15 protein-coding genes and 1 tRNA gene are annotated in these 15692 nt (G+C 66.9%); 4 read left to right on the top strand and 12 right to left on the bottom strand.

Annotated elements, in window-relative coordinates; genetic code table 11:
• Positions 1–136: 136 nt before the first annotated feature.
• The 8 genes from ACQR1D_RS00355 to obgE all read right to left on the bottom strand — a co-directional run bounded on the left by ACQR1D_RS00355 (position 137) and on the right by obgE (position 8671).
• On the bottom strand, positions 137–1489 hold the full coding sequence (locus ACQR1D_RS00355; protein ID WP_315715943.1) for a S41 family peptidase: 1353 nt from the start codon (positions 1487–1489) through the stop codon (positions 137–139).
• Entirely contained in the window at positions 1486–2856 is a 1371-nt protein-coding gene (locus ACQR1D_RS00350) for a murein hydrolase activator EnvC family protein (protein WP_316180342.1), read from the bottom strand. The genes ACQR1D_RS00355 and ACQR1D_RS00350 overlap by 4 nt, the downstream gene beginning before the upstream one ends.
• Before the next feature lie 33 nt (positions 2857–2889).
• Positions 2890–3372, bottom strand: coding sequence for a 23S rRNA (pseudouridine(1915)-N(3))-methyltransferase RlmH (gene rlmH / locus ACQR1D_RS00345; RefSeq protein WP_315800684.1), 483 nt, complete (start codon positions 3370–3372; stop codon positions 2890–2892).
• Between the two features lie 56 nt (positions 3373–3428).
• The gene (rsfS, locus tag ACQR1D_RS00340) at positions 3429–3785 is read right to left on the bottom strand and encodes a ribosome silencing factor (RefSeq protein ID WP_316180344.1); all 357 of its coding nucleotides are present in this window, start codon (positions 3783–3785) and stop codon (positions 3429–3431) included.
• A gap of 310 nt (positions 3786–4095) precedes the next feature.
• Positions 4096–4719 carry a nicotinate-nucleotide adenylyltransferase gene (locus ACQR1D_RS00335; RefSeq protein WP_315800924.1) on the bottom strand — a complete coding sequence of 208 codons (624 nt, stop codon included), beginning with the start codon at positions 4717–4719 and terminating at the stop codon, positions 4096–4098.
• Positions 4720–4782: 63 nt separating this feature from the next.
• Positions 4783–6072 carry a glutamate-5-semialdehyde dehydrogenase gene (locus tag ACQR1D_RS00330; RefSeq protein ID WP_316180345.1) on the bottom strand — a complete coding sequence of 430 codons (1290 nt, stop codon included), beginning with the start codon at positions 6070–6072 and terminating at the stop codon, positions 4783–4785.
• A 74-nt stretch (positions 6073–6146) separates the two neighbouring features.
• The gene (gene proB / locus ACQR1D_RS00325; RefSeq protein ID WP_315800923.1) at positions 6147–7283 is read right to left on the bottom strand and encodes a glutamate 5-kinase; all 1137 of its coding nucleotides are present in this window, start codon (positions 7281–7283) and stop codon (positions 6147–6149) included.
• Positions 7284–7600: 317 nt separating this feature from the next.
• Entirely contained in the window at positions 7601–8671 is a 1071-nt protein-coding gene (obgE, locus tag ACQR1D_RS00320; RefSeq protein WP_315800681.1) for a GTPase ObgE, read from the bottom strand.
• 201 nt (positions 8672–8872) lie between these two features.
• Between obgE and ACQR1D_RS00315 the strand changes: the two genes are divergently transcribed.
• Positions 8873–9790 (top strand): DMT family transporter, encoded by a 918-nt coding sequence (locus ACQR1D_RS00315; protein ID WP_434838852.1) that lies wholly within the window; start codon positions 8873–8875, stop codon positions 9788–9790.
• Between the two features lie 162 nt (positions 9791–9952).
• Here ACQR1D_RS00315 and ACQR1D_RS00310 read toward each other — a convergent pair whose 3' ends face one another.
• The 3 genes from ACQR1D_RS00310 to rplU all read right to left on the bottom strand — a co-directional run bounded on the left by ACQR1D_RS00310 (position 9953) and on the right by rplU (position 11478).
• Entirely contained in the window at positions 9953–10543 is a 591-nt protein-coding gene (locus ACQR1D_RS00310; protein WP_434838853.1) for a GNAT family N-acetyltransferase, read from the bottom strand.
• Between the two features lie 142 nt (positions 10544–10685).
• A complete protein-coding gene (gene rpmA / locus ACQR1D_RS00305) occupies positions 10686–10955 on the bottom strand; it encodes a 50S ribosomal protein L27 (RefSeq protein ID WP_434893702.1) in 270 nt (89 codons plus the stop codon).
• A 139-nt stretch (positions 10956–11094) separates the two neighbouring features.
• A complete protein-coding gene (rplU, locus tag ACQR1D_RS00300) occupies positions 11095–11478 on the bottom strand; it encodes a 50S ribosomal protein L21 (protein WP_035648644.1) in 384 nt (127 codons plus the stop codon).
• A gap of 350 nt (positions 11479–11828) precedes the next feature.
• On the opposite strand from rplU, the gene ACQR1D_RS00295 reads away from it, so the two are divergent.
• The 3 genes from ACQR1D_RS00295 (at position 11829) to ACQR1D_RS00285 (ending at position 14418) form a co-directional block, all read left to right on the top strand.
• Positions 11829–12968 (top strand): ROK family protein, encoded by a 1140-nt coding sequence (locus ACQR1D_RS00295; protein ID WP_316238515.1) that lies wholly within the window; start codon positions 11829–11831, stop codon positions 12966–12968.
• A gap of 473 nt (positions 12969–13441) precedes the next feature.
• Positions 13442–14098: an outer membrane protein gene (locus tag ACQR1D_RS00290; protein ID WP_409997874.1), complete on the top strand. Its 657-nt coding sequence runs from the start codon at positions 13442–13444 to the stop codon at positions 14096–14098.
• A 230-nt stretch (positions 14099–14328) separates the two neighbouring features.
• Positions 14329–14418, top strand: a tRNA-Ser gene (locus ACQR1D_RS00285).
• Between the two features lie 87 nt (positions 14419–14505).
• Here ACQR1D_RS00285 and ACQR1D_RS00280 read toward each other — a convergent pair.
• Positions 14506–15681: a Gfo/Idh/MocA family protein gene (locus ACQR1D_RS00280; protein WP_434838854.1), complete on the bottom strand. Its 1176-nt coding sequence runs from the start codon at positions 15679–15681 to the stop codon at positions 14506–14508.
• Between the last annotated feature and the right edge of the window lie 11 nt (positions 15682–15692).

Here is a 15692-nt window from a genome sequence, read left to right as displayed (position 1 = left end):
GGACGCAGGGCCAGTGTCCGAAAGCCCGTAGATCGGCGGAGCCGCAAACGAGAAGCCGTCCAAAAAACAAAGGGCGGCCTGGAGGCCGCCCTTCAAACCCACTTCGCGTCTGTCGGCTGCTGCTCCGGCGGCGGCCTCAGTTCGCCGCCTTGGCCGGCTTGTCGGCCGCGGCCTTTTCGGTCGGCGCCGGGGTGTTGGCGCTGTTCTTGATGCCATGGAGCAGGTCGGCAGCCATTTTGAGCGCCTTGTCGTCCTTGGTGTCCGGCGGCACGTAGGACTGCGAGCCGGTCTTCTCGTCGCCGTCGTTCTTGAGATGGCCGCGCAGCGACGCCTCGCCCTTGGTGTCGGTGCGCGATTTCAGCTCATCCGGCACGTCCTGCAGCACCTCGATGTCGGGCACGATGCCCTTGGCCTGGATCGATTTGCCCGACGGCGTGTAGTAGCGCGCGGTGGTCAGCCGCAGCGCGCCGTTGCCGGCGCCGAGCGGGATGATGGTCTGCACCGAGCCCTTGCCGAACGAGCGGGTGCCGACCAGCGTCGCGCGCTTGTGGTCCTGCAGCGCGCCGGCCACGATCTCCGACGCCGACGCCGAGCCGCCATTGATCAGCACGATGACCGGCTTGCCCTTGGTGAGGTCGCCGGCATGTGCCGCGCGGCGCTGCGTCTCCTCGGCATTGCGGCCGCGGGTCGAGACGATCTCGCCGCGCTCCAGGAACGCGTCGGAGACGGTGACCGCCTCCTCGAGCAGGCCGCCCGGGTTGTTGCGCAGGTCGATGATGTAGCCCTTCAGCTTGTCACCGATCTGGTTCTGCAGGTCGGCGATGCTCTTCTTCAGGCCCTCGGTGGTCTGCTCGTTGAAGGTGGTGATGCGGATATAGGCGATGTCGTCGCTCTCGGTGCGCGAGCGCACCGAACGGACGCGGATGTTGTCGCGGGTCAGCGTCACGTCCAGCGGATTGTCGGCGCCCTTGCGCACGACCTTCAGCTTGATCTTGGTGCCGACCGGGCCGCGCATCTTCTCGACCGCCTGGTTGAGGGTCAGGCCCTGCACGGCTTCGTCGTCGAGATTGGTGATGATGTCGTTGGCCTGGATGCCTGCCTTCGAGGCCGGCGTATCGTCGATCGGCGACACCACCTTGATCAGGCCGTCTTCCATCGTCACCTCGATGCCGAGGCCGCCGAACTCGCCGCGGGTCTGCACCTGCATGTCGCGGAAGCTCTTCGCATCCATGTAGCTCGAATGCGGATCGAGGCCCGAGAGCATGCCGCTGATCGCGGACTCGACCAGCTTCGAATCGTCGGGCTTCTCGACATAATCGCTGCGCACCCGCTCGAACACGTCGCCGAACAGGTTGAGCTGGCGATAGGTATCGGCGGTCGCGGCGCGCGCCGTCGATCCCATCAACACCGCGCGCGGTTGCGAGACGAACAGGGTCAATGCCGCACCGGTGGCCGCGCTCAGGAGAATTACCGAAGTCTTACGCATCATCCGCGTACCTTTTCGCCTTCATTTGCGGCCCACCATGGGCCTGGATCGATTGGAGTGCCGTCCTTACGGAACTCGACATAGAGCACTGGTTGACTCGCGTTGGTAGCGAGAATGGAGGCAACCTGGGAGCTGTTACCCATGATCGCGACCGGCTCTCCCGTCTGAACAAACTGCCCGATGTTGACGGAAATGCGCTCCATCCCGGCGATCAGGACATGATACCCGCCACCGGCGTTGAGGATCAAGAGTTGTCCGTAGCTACGGAAGGGACCCGCATACACAACCCAGCCATCACACGGGGTTGTGACCTGAGCCCCTGGCCGGGTTGCCAAAGAAATGCCTTTATCCGAGCCGCCGGCACCGTCCGATGCGCCAAATTCGCGGATTTTGGTGCCGTTGACAGGAAACGCCAGCATGCCCTTGGTCGAGGCGAACGCGATCGCGGGCGCCTTGCGGCCTGGGTTGCGCAGCGCATTCGCGTCCGGCTTGCTGTTGACCGGCACCCCCTGCAGGCTCGCCGTCGACGCAGCCTTGGCCGCGCTCTTGAGGTCCAGCTCCATCGTCGTGATCAGCCCCTGCAGCGAGTCGATCTGCTGGGCCAGCACGGCGGCGCGCGCGCTTTCGGCTTCCATGTCCTTTTCGGCCGAGCTCTGCTTGCGCTGGCGTTCCTCCACCAGGGCCGCGAGACGGGTCTGATCGGTGCGCAGCCTGTCGCGGTCGCCGGCGAGCTTGTCGCGTTCGCTGGCGATCGTCTTGCGGATGGCGACGAGCTCGCCGAGATCGGTCGAGAGCTTTTCGGCTCGGCTTCGCATCTCGGGGATCACCGAGCCCAGCAGCATCGCGGTCCGCAGGGATTGCAGCGCATCCTCGGGACGGACGAGCAGGGCCGGCGGGGTGCGGCGGCCGGCGCGCTGCAGTGCGGCAAGAACCTCGATGATCTCGGTCCGCCGCGTTTCCAGCGACGTCCGCAGATCCTGCTCGCGGCCGTCGAGCCCGCGCAGCCGCGTTTCGGCCTCGGCAACGCGCACTTCGACGCTCCGCACCTGCGCCGCGACGTCGATCAGTTGCTGGTTGAGCTTGCCGCGATCCTCGCCAAGCGCGGCGATGTCGGCCTTCAGCCGCTCCTGGGCCTCAGCGGCGGCCTTCTGGGCCGCGCGGGCGGCCTCGAGCTCCTGTTCGCGCTGCTTCAACTGCTCCGGGGTGGCCGGCGTCGGTGATGCCGTACCGGGGATGGATGGCCGGAGTCCGCTCTGCGCCAGCGCCGGACATCCGGAGAACACCACAACGAGCGCGATGAGCGACGCACGGCAGGACTGGCCGCCGCGGACAGGTCTTGGGGAGCAGGAGAGGGGCCGCGCAGCGAACATCGAGGTCCTTATTGTGCTCCCATCGTCCCTTGTTCAAGCGCGGTGATAGGGGTGACCGGCAAGGATCGTAGCAGTACGGTAAATCTGCTCGAGCAGCAGGACGCGGACGATCTGGTGCGGCCAGGTGGCGGCGCCAAACGCAACCCCGAGCTTGGCTCTGCGCCGCAAATCGGGCGAAAGTCCGTCGGCGCCGCCGATTGCGAAGACGGCAGCCGGAATGCCTTCGTCCCGCCAGCGCCCAAGATAACCCGCAAAGGTTGTGCTGTCGACATTCCGGCCACGCTCGTCGAGGCAGACGAGCACGGACTTGTCCGGGACCGCCGCCGATATCGCGGCGGCCTCCTCGGTCATGCGTGTCGCCGCATCGCGCGCGCGGCTTTCCGGGATTTCATGGATGTCGAGGCCGCGAAAGCCGAGCTTTCGGCCGATGTCGTCGAAACGCTCGCGGTAGCGCTCCGCGAGCTCCCGCTCGGGACCCTGCTTCAACCGGCCGATGGCGACCACGATCAGGCGCATGCGCACGGACTAGCACGTGCGCGCCACGATTCGCATCCGCCGCGGCGTGGGGCCGCCTAGACCGCCTTGGCCGGGTTCGGCCCTTGAGTCCACAATCGCTCGAGATTGTAGAACTCGCGAACCTCGGGTCGGAACACGTGCACGATCACGTCGCCGGAATCGATCAGCACCCAATCGCAATTGGGCAGGCCCTCGATGTGGAGTTTCTTGGTGCCGGCTTCCTTCAGGCCCTTGGCGACGTTTTCCGCGATCGACCCGACGTGCCGGTTCGAGCGGCCCGTGGTGATGACCATGTAGTCGGAATAGGCCGATTTGCCGTGAAGATCGATCGTGATCGTCTCCTCCGCCTTCATGTCTTCGAGGCGGGAGAGGATCGTGCGCAGGGTCTTGTCGGCGTCGGGTTGCGCCTGCAAGGCCGCATCTTGGGTCGACGTCTTACGCGCTGACTTGGCTGTCGCCGACTTGGTCGTCGTTGCCTTCGTCTTGGGTAAGGCCGACTGGGACAATACAGATGTGGTCAGGGACCATTCCTTTCACTGTATCGCAGGCCGAATCCAACCCGGCCTGCTGACCATACTAGGCATGTGGGGTTAATGGTTTCAACAATCCAGTACCCCGGTCGTCCGGCCCGACAGCGTCGACGCCGTCCCGCTTCGGACCGTAGCGGGGGACGGAAAGTTCCATGCATATCCGGTGCCGCGCGCGATGGGAATGCGCGGCCATTCAGAACGACTTCCAACTGCCGTCCGGGTTCCTCAGCCCCGTCGAGGACAGGCTGAGCTTCAGGCCGGTGAGGTAGACCCAGGCTGGAGCGGCGCGGTCGGCCAGACGGCTGGCTTGCGCTTCCGGTATACGATACCGCGCCAGGGCGCGTGCGGCGGGCGCGTTCAGGGCGCGGAAGCTGCGGGGCGGACGATCGACCACAGCCATCGGCACCTGGGCCGCGATGTGCTGCCACTTCTGCCAGCGATGGAACTGCGCGAGATTGTCGGCGCCCATGATCCACACGAAGCGCAGGCGGGAGGCACGCCGGCGCAGATAATCGATCGTGTCGGCAGTGTAGCGAGTGCCGATGACGGATTCGAGACAGCTGATCTCGATGCGCGGATCGGCGGCGACCTTGCGCGCCGCTTCGGCGCGTTCGGCCAGCGCATGCAGCCCGCCATTGTTCTTGAGCGGATTCCCCGGCGTGACCAGCCACCAGACACGGTCGAGCTGCAGCCGCTTCAGCGCGAACAGGCTGATCGCGCGGTGCGCCTGGTGCGGCGGATTGAACGAGCCGCCGAGCAGGCCGATGCGCATGCCGTCACTGTAGGGCGGCAGCGCCTGGCGGATCGCAAGGCGCATGGCTGTGGTGTCGGTCACGGCTGCCCCCTGCTGCTCGTGCGACTCAACCACAAGATGCGGCCGTCATGGCCGCGTCTGCCCGGTGCCGTGGATCCGGTATTTGAAGCTGGTGAGCTGCTCGACGCCGACTGGGCCGCGCGCATGGAATTTGCCCGTGGCGATGCCGATCTCGGCGCCAAAACCAAATTCGCCGCCGTCGGCGAACTGGGTCGAGGCGTTGTGCAGCACGATCGCCGAGTCGACCTCGTTGAGGAACTTGTCGGCGGCCGCATTGTCGTCGGTGACGATCGCATCGGTATGATGCGAGCCATGCGCGTGGATGTGAGCGATCGCGCCATCGACGCCGTCGACGACCCTCGCGGCGATGATGGCGTCGAGATATTCGGTGTCCCAATCCTCGTTGCTGGCCGGCTTCACCCGCACATCGGCCGCGCGCACGGCATCGTCGCCACGCACCTCGCAGCCGGCGCCGATCAGCAGGTCGACCAGCGGCTTGATCTTGTCCTGCGAGGCGCGATCGATCAGCAAGGTCTCGGCCGCGCCGCACACGCCGGTGCGGCGCATCTTGGCGTTCAGCACGATCGACTTGGCCATCTCCAGGTCGGCGGCGCCATCGACATAGACGTGGTTCACGCCTTCGAGATGCGCGAACACCGGCACGCGCGCCTCGGCCTCGACGCGCGCGACCAGGCTCTTGCCGCCACGCGGCACGATCACGTCGACACCGCCGTTCAGGCCCGACAGCAGCAGCCCGACGGCCGCGCGGTCGCGCGTCGGCACCAGCGTGATCGCGGCCTCCGGCAGGCCCGCCTCGCGCAGGCCCTCCACCAGGCATTCATGGATGGCGCGGCAGGAGCGGAACGAGTCCGAGCCGCCGCGCAGGATCACGGCATTGCCGGACTTCAGGCAGAGCACGCCGGCGTCGGCCGCGACGTTGGGGCGGCTCTCGAAGATCACGGCGATCACGCCCAGCGGCACCCGCACGCGTTCGATGGTCATGCCGTTCGGCCGCTGCCAGCTCTCGGTGACCACGCCGACCGGATCGGCGACGCCACGTACCACGGCGATGCCGTCCGCCATCGCGGCGACGCGGGCCGGGGTCAATGTCAGGCGATCAAGGAAGGACGAGGTCATGCCGGCCGCCTTGGCGTCGGCGACGTCCTCGGCATTGGCGGCGATGATGGCGTCGGCGCGGGCGCGGATCCGCCGCTCCATCGCCTCCAGCGCGCGGTTCTTCTGCTCGGCCGGCGCCAGCGACAGCACACGCGCCGCCGCACGGGCGCGCTTGGCGAGATCGTTCATCAGCTGGGGCAGATCGGCGCTGCCGTCGATAGCCTTGAGAGGCGCGGTCATGGGCGGTTCAACCTTGAATTAAGGCTCTCCAGTAGCACGGAAAGCGGCCATTTGCGAACGTCGGCGGCGGGGCTCTAGGCCGGCCCCACGCCCGCCGGGCCGATCACCAGATCGTCGCGATGGATCATCTCCGCTCGTCCCGACACGCCGAGAATGATTGCGACGTCAGGCGAGGAGCGGCCCTTGATGCGTTCGGCGTCATCGGCGTCGTAGGCGATGAGGCCGCGGCCGATCTCGTGGGTGTCGGGCCCGCGCACCACCACCGCGTCGCCGCGGGCAAACTGTCCCTCGACCTTGATCACGCCGGCCGGCAGCAGGCTCTTGCCGGCGCGCAGGGCGTTGACCGCACCGGCGTCGATCGTCAGCGTGCCCTTCGGCTCCAGCGAGCCGGCGATCCAGCGTTTTCGCGAGGTGACCGGATTGGCCGGGGTCAGGAACCAGGTGCAGCGGCCGCCATTGGCGATCGCCGCCAGCGGATGCTCGATCTTGCCGGAGGCGATCAGCATGTGGGTGCCGCCGGTGGTCGCGATCTTCGCGGCCTCGATCTTGGTCTTCATGCCGCCGCGGGACAGTTCGGATGCCGCGCTGCCGGCCATCGCCTCGATGTCGGCGGTGATGCTCTCGACCACGGGGATCAGCCGGGCGTTGGGATCCTGCGCGGGCGGCGCGGTGTAGAGGCCGTCGATGTCCGACAGCAGCACCAGCAGGTCGGCGCTGGCCATGGTGGCGACGCGGGCGGCGAGACGGTCATTGTCCCCGTAGCGGATTTCGGCGGTGGCGACCGTATCGTTCTCGTTGATGACAGGCACCGCGCGCCATTCCAGCAGTTTGGCGATCGTCGAGCGCGCGTTGAGATAGCGGCGGCGCTCCTCGGTGTCCTGCAGGGTCACCAGGATCTGGCCGGCGCCGATGCCATGGGCGCCGAGCACCTCCGACCAGATCCGCGCCAGCGCGATCTGGCCGACCGCGGCCGCCGCCTGGCTCTCCTCCAGCTTCAATGGTCCCCGCGGCAGCTTCAGCCGGCTGCGGCCGAGCGCGATCGAGCCCGACGACACCACCAGCAGCTCGCAGCCGCGGCCATGCAGCCGGGCGATGTCGGCGGCCAGCGCCGTCAGCCAGGAGGCGCGGACTTCGCCGGCCTCAGAATCGACCAGCAGCGACGAGCCGACCTTGACGACGATGCGGCGGAAATTTTCGAGACGGGGTGCCATGGTGAATTCGGTCAAGTCAGCTGCCATGGGCGGACTCTCAAGATCGAGTGGAGCTGGCGCCACGAAAGGTGGTGCGCTCCCCTCCCTTTTGCGGGGAGGGGTCGGGGGTGGGGGTCCACACGGCAAGACCGCCGCCGGGGCACCCCCCTCCCCAACCCTCCCCCACAAAGGGGGAGGGAGTGCACCGATCTCTAGGCGATCGCTTGCAAACAACCTTGAGCGAATGCCGGTCGGCAGTCCTTCAGAGGTAAGATACGAATTTGGTGCTGCGACATATGCGCCGGGCTCAGTCCGCAGCGCAAGGTTCGGTTCGAGCCTCAGCCCTGCGGTGGCACCGGGGCCGCCCACGGCTCCTCGGTCGCAGCATTCTCGACCGCGTTCTTGGCCTTGTTGGAGACCGGCGACTCCCCAACGACGTCGGCGAGCTTGCGCAGGGCTTCCTTGACGCCTTCGCCCGTGGCGCCGGAGATCAGCAGCGGCGTCTTCTTGGCGGCGCGCTTCAGCCGGTCTCTCTGCTTCTTCAGCTCGTCCGGGTCGACCGCGTCGATCTTGTTCAGCGCGACGATCTCGATCTTGTCGGTCAGCTCGCCGCCATAGGCCTCGAGCTCGTGCCGCACGGTCTTGTAGGCCTTGCCGGCGTGCTCGCAGGTGGCATCGACCAGATGCAGCAGCACACGGCAGCGCTCGACATGGCCGAGGAAACGGTCGCCGAGGCCCGCGCCCTCATGCGCGCCCTCGATCAGGCCGGGAATGTCGGCCAGCACGAACTCGCGGCCGTCGGAATTCACGACGCCGAGCTGCGGATGCAGGGTGGTGAACGGATAATCGGCGATCTTCGGCTTGGCGGCCGAGACCTTGGACAGGAAGGTCGACTTGCCGGCATTCGGCAGCCCGACCAGGCCGGCATCGGCGATCAGCTTCATGCGCAGCCAGATCCAGCGCTCCTCGCCGGGCTGGCCGGGATTGGCGTTGCGCGGCGCCCGGTTGGTCGGCGACTTGAAGTGCGCGTTGCCGAAGCCGCCATTGCCGCCCTCGGCCAGCACGAACCGTTCGCCGACCGCGGTAAAGTCGTGGATCAGCGTCTCGCGGTCCTCGTCGAAGATCTGGGTGCCGACGGGAACCTTGAGCACCACGGACTTGCCGCCGGCGCCGTGGCGGTCCTTGCCCATGCCGTTCTCGCCCTTCTGGGCCTTGAAATGCTGCTGGTAGCGGTAGTCGATCAGGGTGTTGAGTCCATCGACAGCCTCGATGATCACGTCGCCGCCGCGGCCGCCATTGCCGCCGTTCGGCCCACCGAACTCGATGAACTTCTCGCGCCGGAACGCAACGCAACCGTTGCCGCCGTCGCCGGAGCGCACATAGACCTTGGCTTCATCGAGGAATTTCATGATGCGCCCTACGTAGGCGAGGCGGGTCCCCACGGCAACCGCGGAATGGGTTTAATTCGGCCCGAAGCCTTAATTTCGAGCGGTAAAGCCGCGCTGCGCACGACTTGGACAAGCGTTGCGCAGGGGTTGCGGCAGGGCTGCGTCACGCTTTCGGCGGAAGGGCTGGAGCCACCGCGGTCGGGCTGATAAGGCAGCCTCGTCATGAGCGTGTTGTCCCGAATCTCCACCGCCAACGACGAGCGCTCGGCGCGGCTCGCCGGCATCGGCCTGATGCTGCTGTCGATCGCGATGTTCTCGTTCGGCGATGCCTTGGGCAAGTTCCTGGTCTCGACCTATGCCGTCGGCCAGCTGCTGTGGCTGCGCGCCTGTGCGGCGCTGCTGCTGCTCGCGCCGTTCATCTGGCGCAACCGCGCCGCGTTCCTGCAGCTCGAGCGTCCCTGGCTGCAGCTGGTGCGCGTGATCCTGTCGACGTTGGAGGTCGCGGCGTTCTTTCTCGCGACCGTCTATCTGCCGCTCGCCGACGTCATCACCTACTATCTCGCCGGCCCCATCTTCGTCACCGCGCTGTCTGCGCTGGTGCTGCGCGAGCATGTCGGCTGGCGGCGCTGGACCGCGATCCTGATCGGCTTCTGCGGCGTGCTGATCGCGCTGCGGCCCTCGGCGCAGACCTTCAGCCTGCCGGCCTTGATCGCGCTAGGCGGCAGTCTGTCGTTCGCGGTGCTGATGCTGATCACGCGTTCGCTGCGCTCGACGCCCGACATCGTGATGGCGTCGTCGCAGTTCGTCGGCACCTTCCTGCTCGGCGCCGCGATGTCCTCGTTCGGCTGGGTGACGCCGACACCCGGCAGCCTGGTGCAGTTCGCCGCCGCCGGTCTCATCTCGGTGACCGCTCTCTTCTGCGTCAACCGCTCGCTGAAGCTGGCCCCGGCTTCGGTCGTCGTGCCTTATCAGTACACGATGATCGTCTGGGCCGTGCTGTTCGGCTTCGTCGTGTTCGGCGATGTGCCGCACCCGGCGACCATCATCGGCGCCATTATCATCATCGGCGCGGGGCTGTACATCTACTTGCGCGAACGCAGCCTGGGGCAGGGACAGGGTGCGGTGAATCCCCCGGTGTAGCGGCGTTCACCGCCGTCGTCCCGGCCTCGAGCCGGGACCCAGACTCCGTGCGGCCTGTGGTGGAGAAGGCTGTGGCTCCAGCGTGATCCCACCACCGATTTCGGTGGCTATGGGTCCCGGCTCGAGGCCGGGACGACACGAGTGATGGAGCGGTCGCCTCGGCTAAATCCGCCGCCCCGCATTGGCCCAGGCCTTCAGCGACGACCAGACCCCCCGGGTCAGGCGGAAGGCGTCGACCGGGGCGGAGGAGCCGATCACCTCGAAGCGGTGCAGCTCGACGCCGGTCCATTGGAAGCCGCACTTTTCGAGGATGTTGCGCGAGGCTGGGTTGCTGACGCGGGCGTGCCCGATCAGCACATTGTCCTCGCTCGTCTCGAAGAAATGGTCGATCGCGGCGCGCGCGGCTTCGGTGCCGAAGCCGCGGCCCCGATGCGCAACGCCCAGCCAGTAGCCGAGCTCGGCGCGGCCTGTTGCTGGTCGATTGATCCCGACCATCCCGATCGGCGTGTCGAGGTGCTCGATCAGGAAGGCGGTCTCACCCGTCTGCTCCAGCCCGCGAACGAAGCGAGCGGCATCGACCTCCGAATAGGGATGCGGCAGGCGGCGGGTATTCTCGGCGATAAAACGGTCGTCGGCGAGCCGGGCGATGGCTGTCACGTCCGCGAGCACCGGCGCCCGCAGCGTCAGCCGGGGGGTCTCGAGGACGCAAGGTCTCGCCTCGCGCAAGGTGGGGGTGGTGATGTCCTGCAGCATGTCGGGCTCCATCGACGCTTCGGGATCAGTTTCGGATCAGCGAAAATGAAAAGGGGAGGCCGGTTGTCCCGCCTCCCCTGGAGCCATCTGGCGCTCCGCCGGTTCATCAGGACCCGGCGGACGCGTATCGTTCCACCGTATTCTATTCAGCAGCCTCGGCGGCTACCGGACGCACCGAAATGAACGTGCGGTTGGCGCGGACATGGAATTCGACGACGCCGTCGATTTTCGCGAAGATCGTGTGATCCGTGCCCATGCCGACGTTGAGGCCGGGATGCCAGGTCGTGCCGCGCTGACGCGCAATGATGTTGCCGGGAATCACGCGCTCGCCGCCGAACGCCTTGATGCCGAGGCGCTTGCCCTTGGAGTCGCGTCCGTTGCGGGATGAACCGCCTGCCTTTTTGTGAGCCATCGCTCGTCTCCGATCTCTTGCGATCACCTTTAGCGCGATTCCGCTAAGGGATCATTCACATTTGCAACCTGCGCGGACAAAAAATCCACGCGCGATGAGGATCAAGCCGGTGCGGCGCGCGAGACGCGCGCCGGCACGCTTACTCCGCGGCGTCGGCCGCCGGGGCTTCCGCCTTGGCCTTCTTCGGGCGTGGGCCCTTGGTCGGCTTGGCGTTGTCGGTCAGGATCTCCGAGACGCGGATCAGGGTCAGCTCGTCACGGTAGCCGCGCTTGCGGCGGGAATTCTTGCGGCGACGCTTCTTGAACGCGATGACCTTGGGGCCGCGCTTATGGTCCAGCACCTCGACGGCCACGGACGCGCCGGCCACCGCAGGGATGCCCAGCACCGGCGTATCGCCGCCGACCACCAGCACCTCGTTCAGCTGCACGATCGTCCCGGGCTCACCGTCGATCTTGCCAATCTCGAGCACATCATCCGGGGCGACGCGGTATTGCTTGCCGCCGGTTTTGATGACTGCGAACATCGTTCTCATCCTTCGTGTTCGATCCCGGCCTCAGAGCGCGATGGCCCCGGGTCGGCTTCTTGTTCAGTCGTTATGGTTCATGGAGTCCGGCCCGATCGGGGCCGGCAGTTACGCCCGAGGCTTTGACGCCTCCGAAAAGAGCGCAACGACAAACGGCGCAGGAACGCCCGCGCCGGTCGATCGGGCGCTTATAGCGGGGTGAGCCGGCGAGTCAAGGTGAATGAACGGTTGCCGGCCGGACGGATGCCCGGCCCCCCCGGCCGCTATTCGCTCGACCCGGCGCACCGGACCCGCAACCAACTGTTCCCTCCGCCGTTGTTCGAGCCCAACGTACAACAGGGCAGGATCACATGGCCGACGACGTCATGACCACCACGGGCATCGCCCGCCACGGCGCCGCGCGGCTGCCGTCGGTCGAGATCGACAGCTTCAACATCGAGCTCAAGGACGAGGACGGCTTCCTCGGCGACCGCGCCTCCAAGGGCGCCTTCCGCAAGATCCTGGAGCGCTGGCGCAAGCCGTTGCGCAAGTCCGGCAAGGACCCGTTCGGCGACGAGGACAGCGAGACCATCAGCAAGAAGACGCTGGACGCGATCCTGGTCGGCGACGACACCGAGGCCTCGGCCGTGGTGCATTCGGCGATCGAGGAGTTCGCCCAGGAGCTTGCCCATGTCACCCGCCGCTTCCTGCGCACCAAGGCCTGGGCCAAGACCGAATGCATCGTGGTCGGCGGCGGTTTTCGCGACTCTCGCCTGGGCGAGCTGGCGATCGCGCGCACCGAGATCATCCTCAAGGACGAGGGCTTTGGCGTCGAGCTGGAGCCGATCCGCTATCATCCCGACGATGCCGGCCTGATCGGCGCATTGCATCTGGCGCCGTCGTGGATCTTCGAGGCCCATGACAGCATCCTCGCCGTCGACATCGGCGGCACCAACATCCGCTGCGGCGTCGTCGAGACCGCCTGGAAGAAGTCGCCGGATCTGTCGAAAGCGTCGGTGTGGAAGTCCGATCTCTGGCGCCATGCCGATGACGAGCCCACGCGGGAAGGTGCGGTCAAGCGGCTCGCCAAGATGCTGAAGGGGCTGATCGAGGAGGCTGACACCGAGGGCCTCAAGCTTGCGCCTTTCATCGGCATCGCCTGTCCCGGCGTCATCAACGAGGACGGCTCGATCGAAAAGGGCGCGCAGAACCTGCCGGGCAATTGGGAGAGCAGCAAGTTCAACCTGCCGGCCAGCCTGGTCGAGGCGATCCCGATGATCGGCGACCACGACACCGCGGTGCTGATGCACAATGACGGCGTCGTGCAGGGGCTCTCCGAGGTGCCGTTCATGCAGGAGTTCGAGCGCTGGGGCGTGCTGACCATCGGCACCGGCCTGGGCAATGCCCGCTTCACCAACCGCCGCAAGGAGAACGGCCGCAAGGACAAGGACGACAAGGCCAAGGAGGACAAGGCCGACGACAAGAAGGCGGCCAAGAAGAAGAAGGATTGAGCATTGACGCGGCCGCACCGTGTCTGCCAGGGCCTGACGGGAGGGCAATGTTGCGCTGCAGCAGGGGTGTCTCCCCGCGCCAGGACGTGCGGAAAACCGCCGTACAACCAGTCGGATGGGATGGAACCCGGTAACCTTGACTGGTTAGGTTAAGGAACGGTTCGCATTGCGATGCACGCGCAGATGGCCCAGGGTCGCCGGTGTCGCTCAGGCCGGCCGGATTGACCCCCGTCTCTTCCGTCGGTTTCCCCAAGATGTAGCGACACGGGACCGCCGGTATGTGTCAGCGTACGGCGGTCCCACCTTTGTCCCTGACCTCCCGTCGCCGGCCGCCGCGCCGACCGCAGGCAGAAATCGCCATCGATATCACGCAGATCTATTTACAAACCGACTAGTCGGTTTATAAATCAATGTCCCAAATGCGGTGGGATTTTGACGGCGCAATCTCGCGCCGGATGGAGTGTGAGGACATGATGATCGGACGCGCGAGATACGGGATGGCCGCCATGGCGCTGGCGGCGCTGGGCTGCGGCGGGGCGGAGGCGGCGGACCTGGCGGCGACTTCCTACAAGGCGCCGGCCTATGCGGCCGCACCGGCGCCGTTCTCCTGGACCGGCTTCTATGCCGGCGCCAATGTCGGCGGCGCCTTCACCGGAAACGACTCCTTCACGAACGCCGCCGGCGGCAATGGCGGCAAGCTGTCCGGCGTGATCGGCGGCGGGCAGGCCGGCTACAACTACCAGATCTCGCCGATGTTCGTGGTCGGCATCGAGAACGATCTCGAATTCACCGGCCTCTCGCGCAAGGGCGACGTCGTCAATCCGGCCGTCAGCATGCCCTGGCTCACCTCCGGCCGCGCACGCGCCGGCATCGCGGTGCTCGACCAGCGCCTGTGGCTGTATGGTACGGCGGGTCTTGCGGCGGGCGAGTTGAAGGACGGGCCGATCCACAAGATGAAGATGGGCTGGACCGCGGGCGCTGGCGCCGAATGGGCGTTCCAGCCGAAATGGTCGGCGAAGCTCGAATATCTCTACACAGATCTCAAGCACGACGACCTGCCGGACTGGCGGGCGGCCAAGATCCACTCCGTGCGGGTCGGCTTGAACTACCATTTCGACCTGTTCCGCTGACGGGCGCTGCGCAGACCATCGGGTTCGACGGCCCGCGTCAGTCTGGGGCCGTCGGAGCGCGGGGCGAGCGGTGCAGCCGTTCAGCCGCCGCGTGCGGTCCGCTTCCCCGAGCGGACCGCAATGGCGCGCCTGCGCGAGCCCCCGGAAAATTTCGACCGGCTGCCTTGTCACTCCCCGCATCGTGCCCTAGAACGGCGCCCGACCCGGGGGCTCGCCCCTGATTTGCGCCTGGAGAGGTGGCAGAGTGGTTGAATGCACCGCACTCGAAATGCGGCATAGGTGCAAGCCTATCGGGGGTTCGAATCCCTCCCTCTCCGCCAGCAAAACGTTCGCAGATGTCCGTTGCAGTCTTCCGGCTGGCGTTCGAGCGCCTATAACGCCAGAAGCTTCGGGACGGCGTGTCGGCGTCAACTCATCCGGATCCACGCGCCCTTGGCGGCCGATGATCTGACGGCTGCATCGATGAACTTCACGCCGGCCAGGCCGTCCTCGATGGTCGGGAAGAGCACGTCGCGATCCGGCTTCTCGCCGACCCTGGCCGCGCGGATGGCGTGGGCGGCCTCGGCGTAGATGGTGGCAAAGCCTTCGAGATAGCCCTCGGGGTGGCCGGAGGGGATGCGGGTGACGCGCGCGGCCGCGCCGAGCGTGCCCGCCCCGCCGCGGGTCAGGAGCTGCTTGGGCCGTCCGTAAGGCGTGAACCAGAGCTGGTTCGGATTCTCCTGCGCCCATTCGAGGCCGCCCTTGCTGCCGGAGACGCGCAAGGTCAGGCCGTTCTCATGACCGACCGCCACCTGGCTCGCCCACAGCATGCCCCTCGCGCCGCCTTTCCATCTGAGGAGGATCTGGACGTCGTCGTCGAGACGACGCCCCGGGACGAAGGTCGACAGCTGCGCGAGCAGCTCATCGAGCTCGAGCCCGCTGACGAAGCAGGCGAGGTTGTAGGCGTGCGTCCCGATGTCGCCGATGCAGCCGCCCGGGCCGGAGCGGGCGGGGTCGGTGCGCCACGCCGCCTGCTTGTGATCGCTCTGCTCCAGCCGCTCGGTCAGCCAGTCCTGGAGATATTCGGCGTGCACCAGCCTGATGTCGCCGAGCTCGCCGCTCGCGACCATCGCCCGCGCCTGCCGCACCATCGGATAGCCGGTGTAGTTGTGCGTCACCACGAACACCTTGCCCGTCGATCGGACCAGGGCCACCAGCTCTTCGGCCTCGGCCAAGGTCGTCGTCAGCGGCTTGTCGCAGATCACATGGATGCCGGCCTGAAGGAAGGCTTTCGCGACCGGGGCGTGCACGTGGTTCGGCGTGACGATCGCGACCGCCTCGATGCCGTCAGTGCGCGCCGCTTCGGCCCTGGCCATCTCTTCGAACGAGCCATAGGCGCGATCGTCGGCAAGCCCGATCTCCTTGGCCGAGGCCTTGGCGCGGGTGGAATCGGACGCGAGCGCGCCGGCCACCAGCTCGAACTGGTCGTCGATGCGTGCGGCGATGCGGTGGACGGCGCCGATGAAGGCCCCTTGTCCGCCGCCGACCATTCCCAGCCGGATGCGCGCATGGCGACCGGCTTCGTGGCTTGCGTCGATGGCCATCTGTTCCTCCC

Origin of the sequence: Bradyrhizobium sp. HKCCYLRH2047 (assembly GCF_051168175.1) — a bacterium.
Taxonomy (GTDB): Bacteria; Pseudomonadota; Alphaproteobacteria; order Rhizobiales; family Xanthobacteraceae; genus Bradyrhizobium.
This window is presented reverse-complemented; position numbering and strand designations above follow the sequence as displayed.

Coding starts and splice junctions, on each gene's coding strand:
- ACQR1D_RS00355 (WP_315715943.1), bottom strand. CDS start 1,489: ATGATGCGTAAGACTTCGGTAATTCTCCTGAGCGCGGCCACCGGTGCG.
- ACQR1D_RS00350 (WP_316180342.1), bottom strand. CDS start 2,856: ATGTTCGCTGCGCGGCCCCTCTCCTGCTCCCCAAGACCTGTCCGCGGC.
- rlmH (WP_315800684.1), bottom strand. CDS start 3,372: ATGCGCCTGATCGTGGTCGCCATCGGCCGGTTGAAGCAGGGTCCCGAG.
- ACQR1D_RS00335 (WP_315800924.1), bottom strand. CDS start 4,719: ATGCGCCTTGCGATCCGCCAGGCGCTGCCGCCCTACAGTGACGGCATG.
- ACQR1D_RS00330 (WP_316180345.1), bottom strand. CDS start 6,072: ATGACCGCGCCTCTCAAGGCTATCGACGGCAGCGCCGATCTGCCCCAG.
- proB (WP_315800923.1), bottom strand. CDS start 7,283: ATGGCACCCCGTCTCGAAAATTTCCGCCGCATCGTCGTCAAGGTCGGC.
- obgE (WP_315800681.1), bottom strand. CDS start 8,671: ATGAAATTCCTCGATGAAGCCAAGGTCTATGTGCGCTCCGGCGACGGC.
- ACQR1D_RS00315 (WP_434838852.1), top strand. CDS start 8,873: ATGAGCGTGTTGTCCCGAATCTCCACCGCCAACGACGAGCGCTCGGCG.
- ACQR1D_RS00310 (WP_434838853.1), bottom strand. CDS start 10,543: ATGCTGCAGGACATCACCACCCCCACCTTGCGCGAGGCGAGACCTTGC.
- rpmA (WP_434893702.1), bottom strand. CDS start 10,955: ATGGCTCACAAAAAGGCAGGCGGTTCATCCCGCAACGGACGCGACTCC.
- rplU (WP_035648644.1), bottom strand. CDS start 11,478: ATGTTCGCAGTCATCAAAACCGGCGGCAAGCAATACCGCGTCGCCCCG.
- ACQR1D_RS00295 (WP_316238515.1), top strand. CDS start 11,829: ATGGCCGACGACGTCATGACCACCACGGGCATCGCCCGCCACGGCGCC.
- ACQR1D_RS00290 (WP_409997874.1), top strand. CDS start 13,442: ATGATCGGACGCGCGAGATACGGGATGGCCGCCATGGCGCTGGCGGCG.
- ACQR1D_RS00280 (WP_434838854.1), bottom strand. CDS start 15,681: ATGGCCATCGACGCAAGCCACGAAGCCGGTCGCCATGCGCGCATCCGG.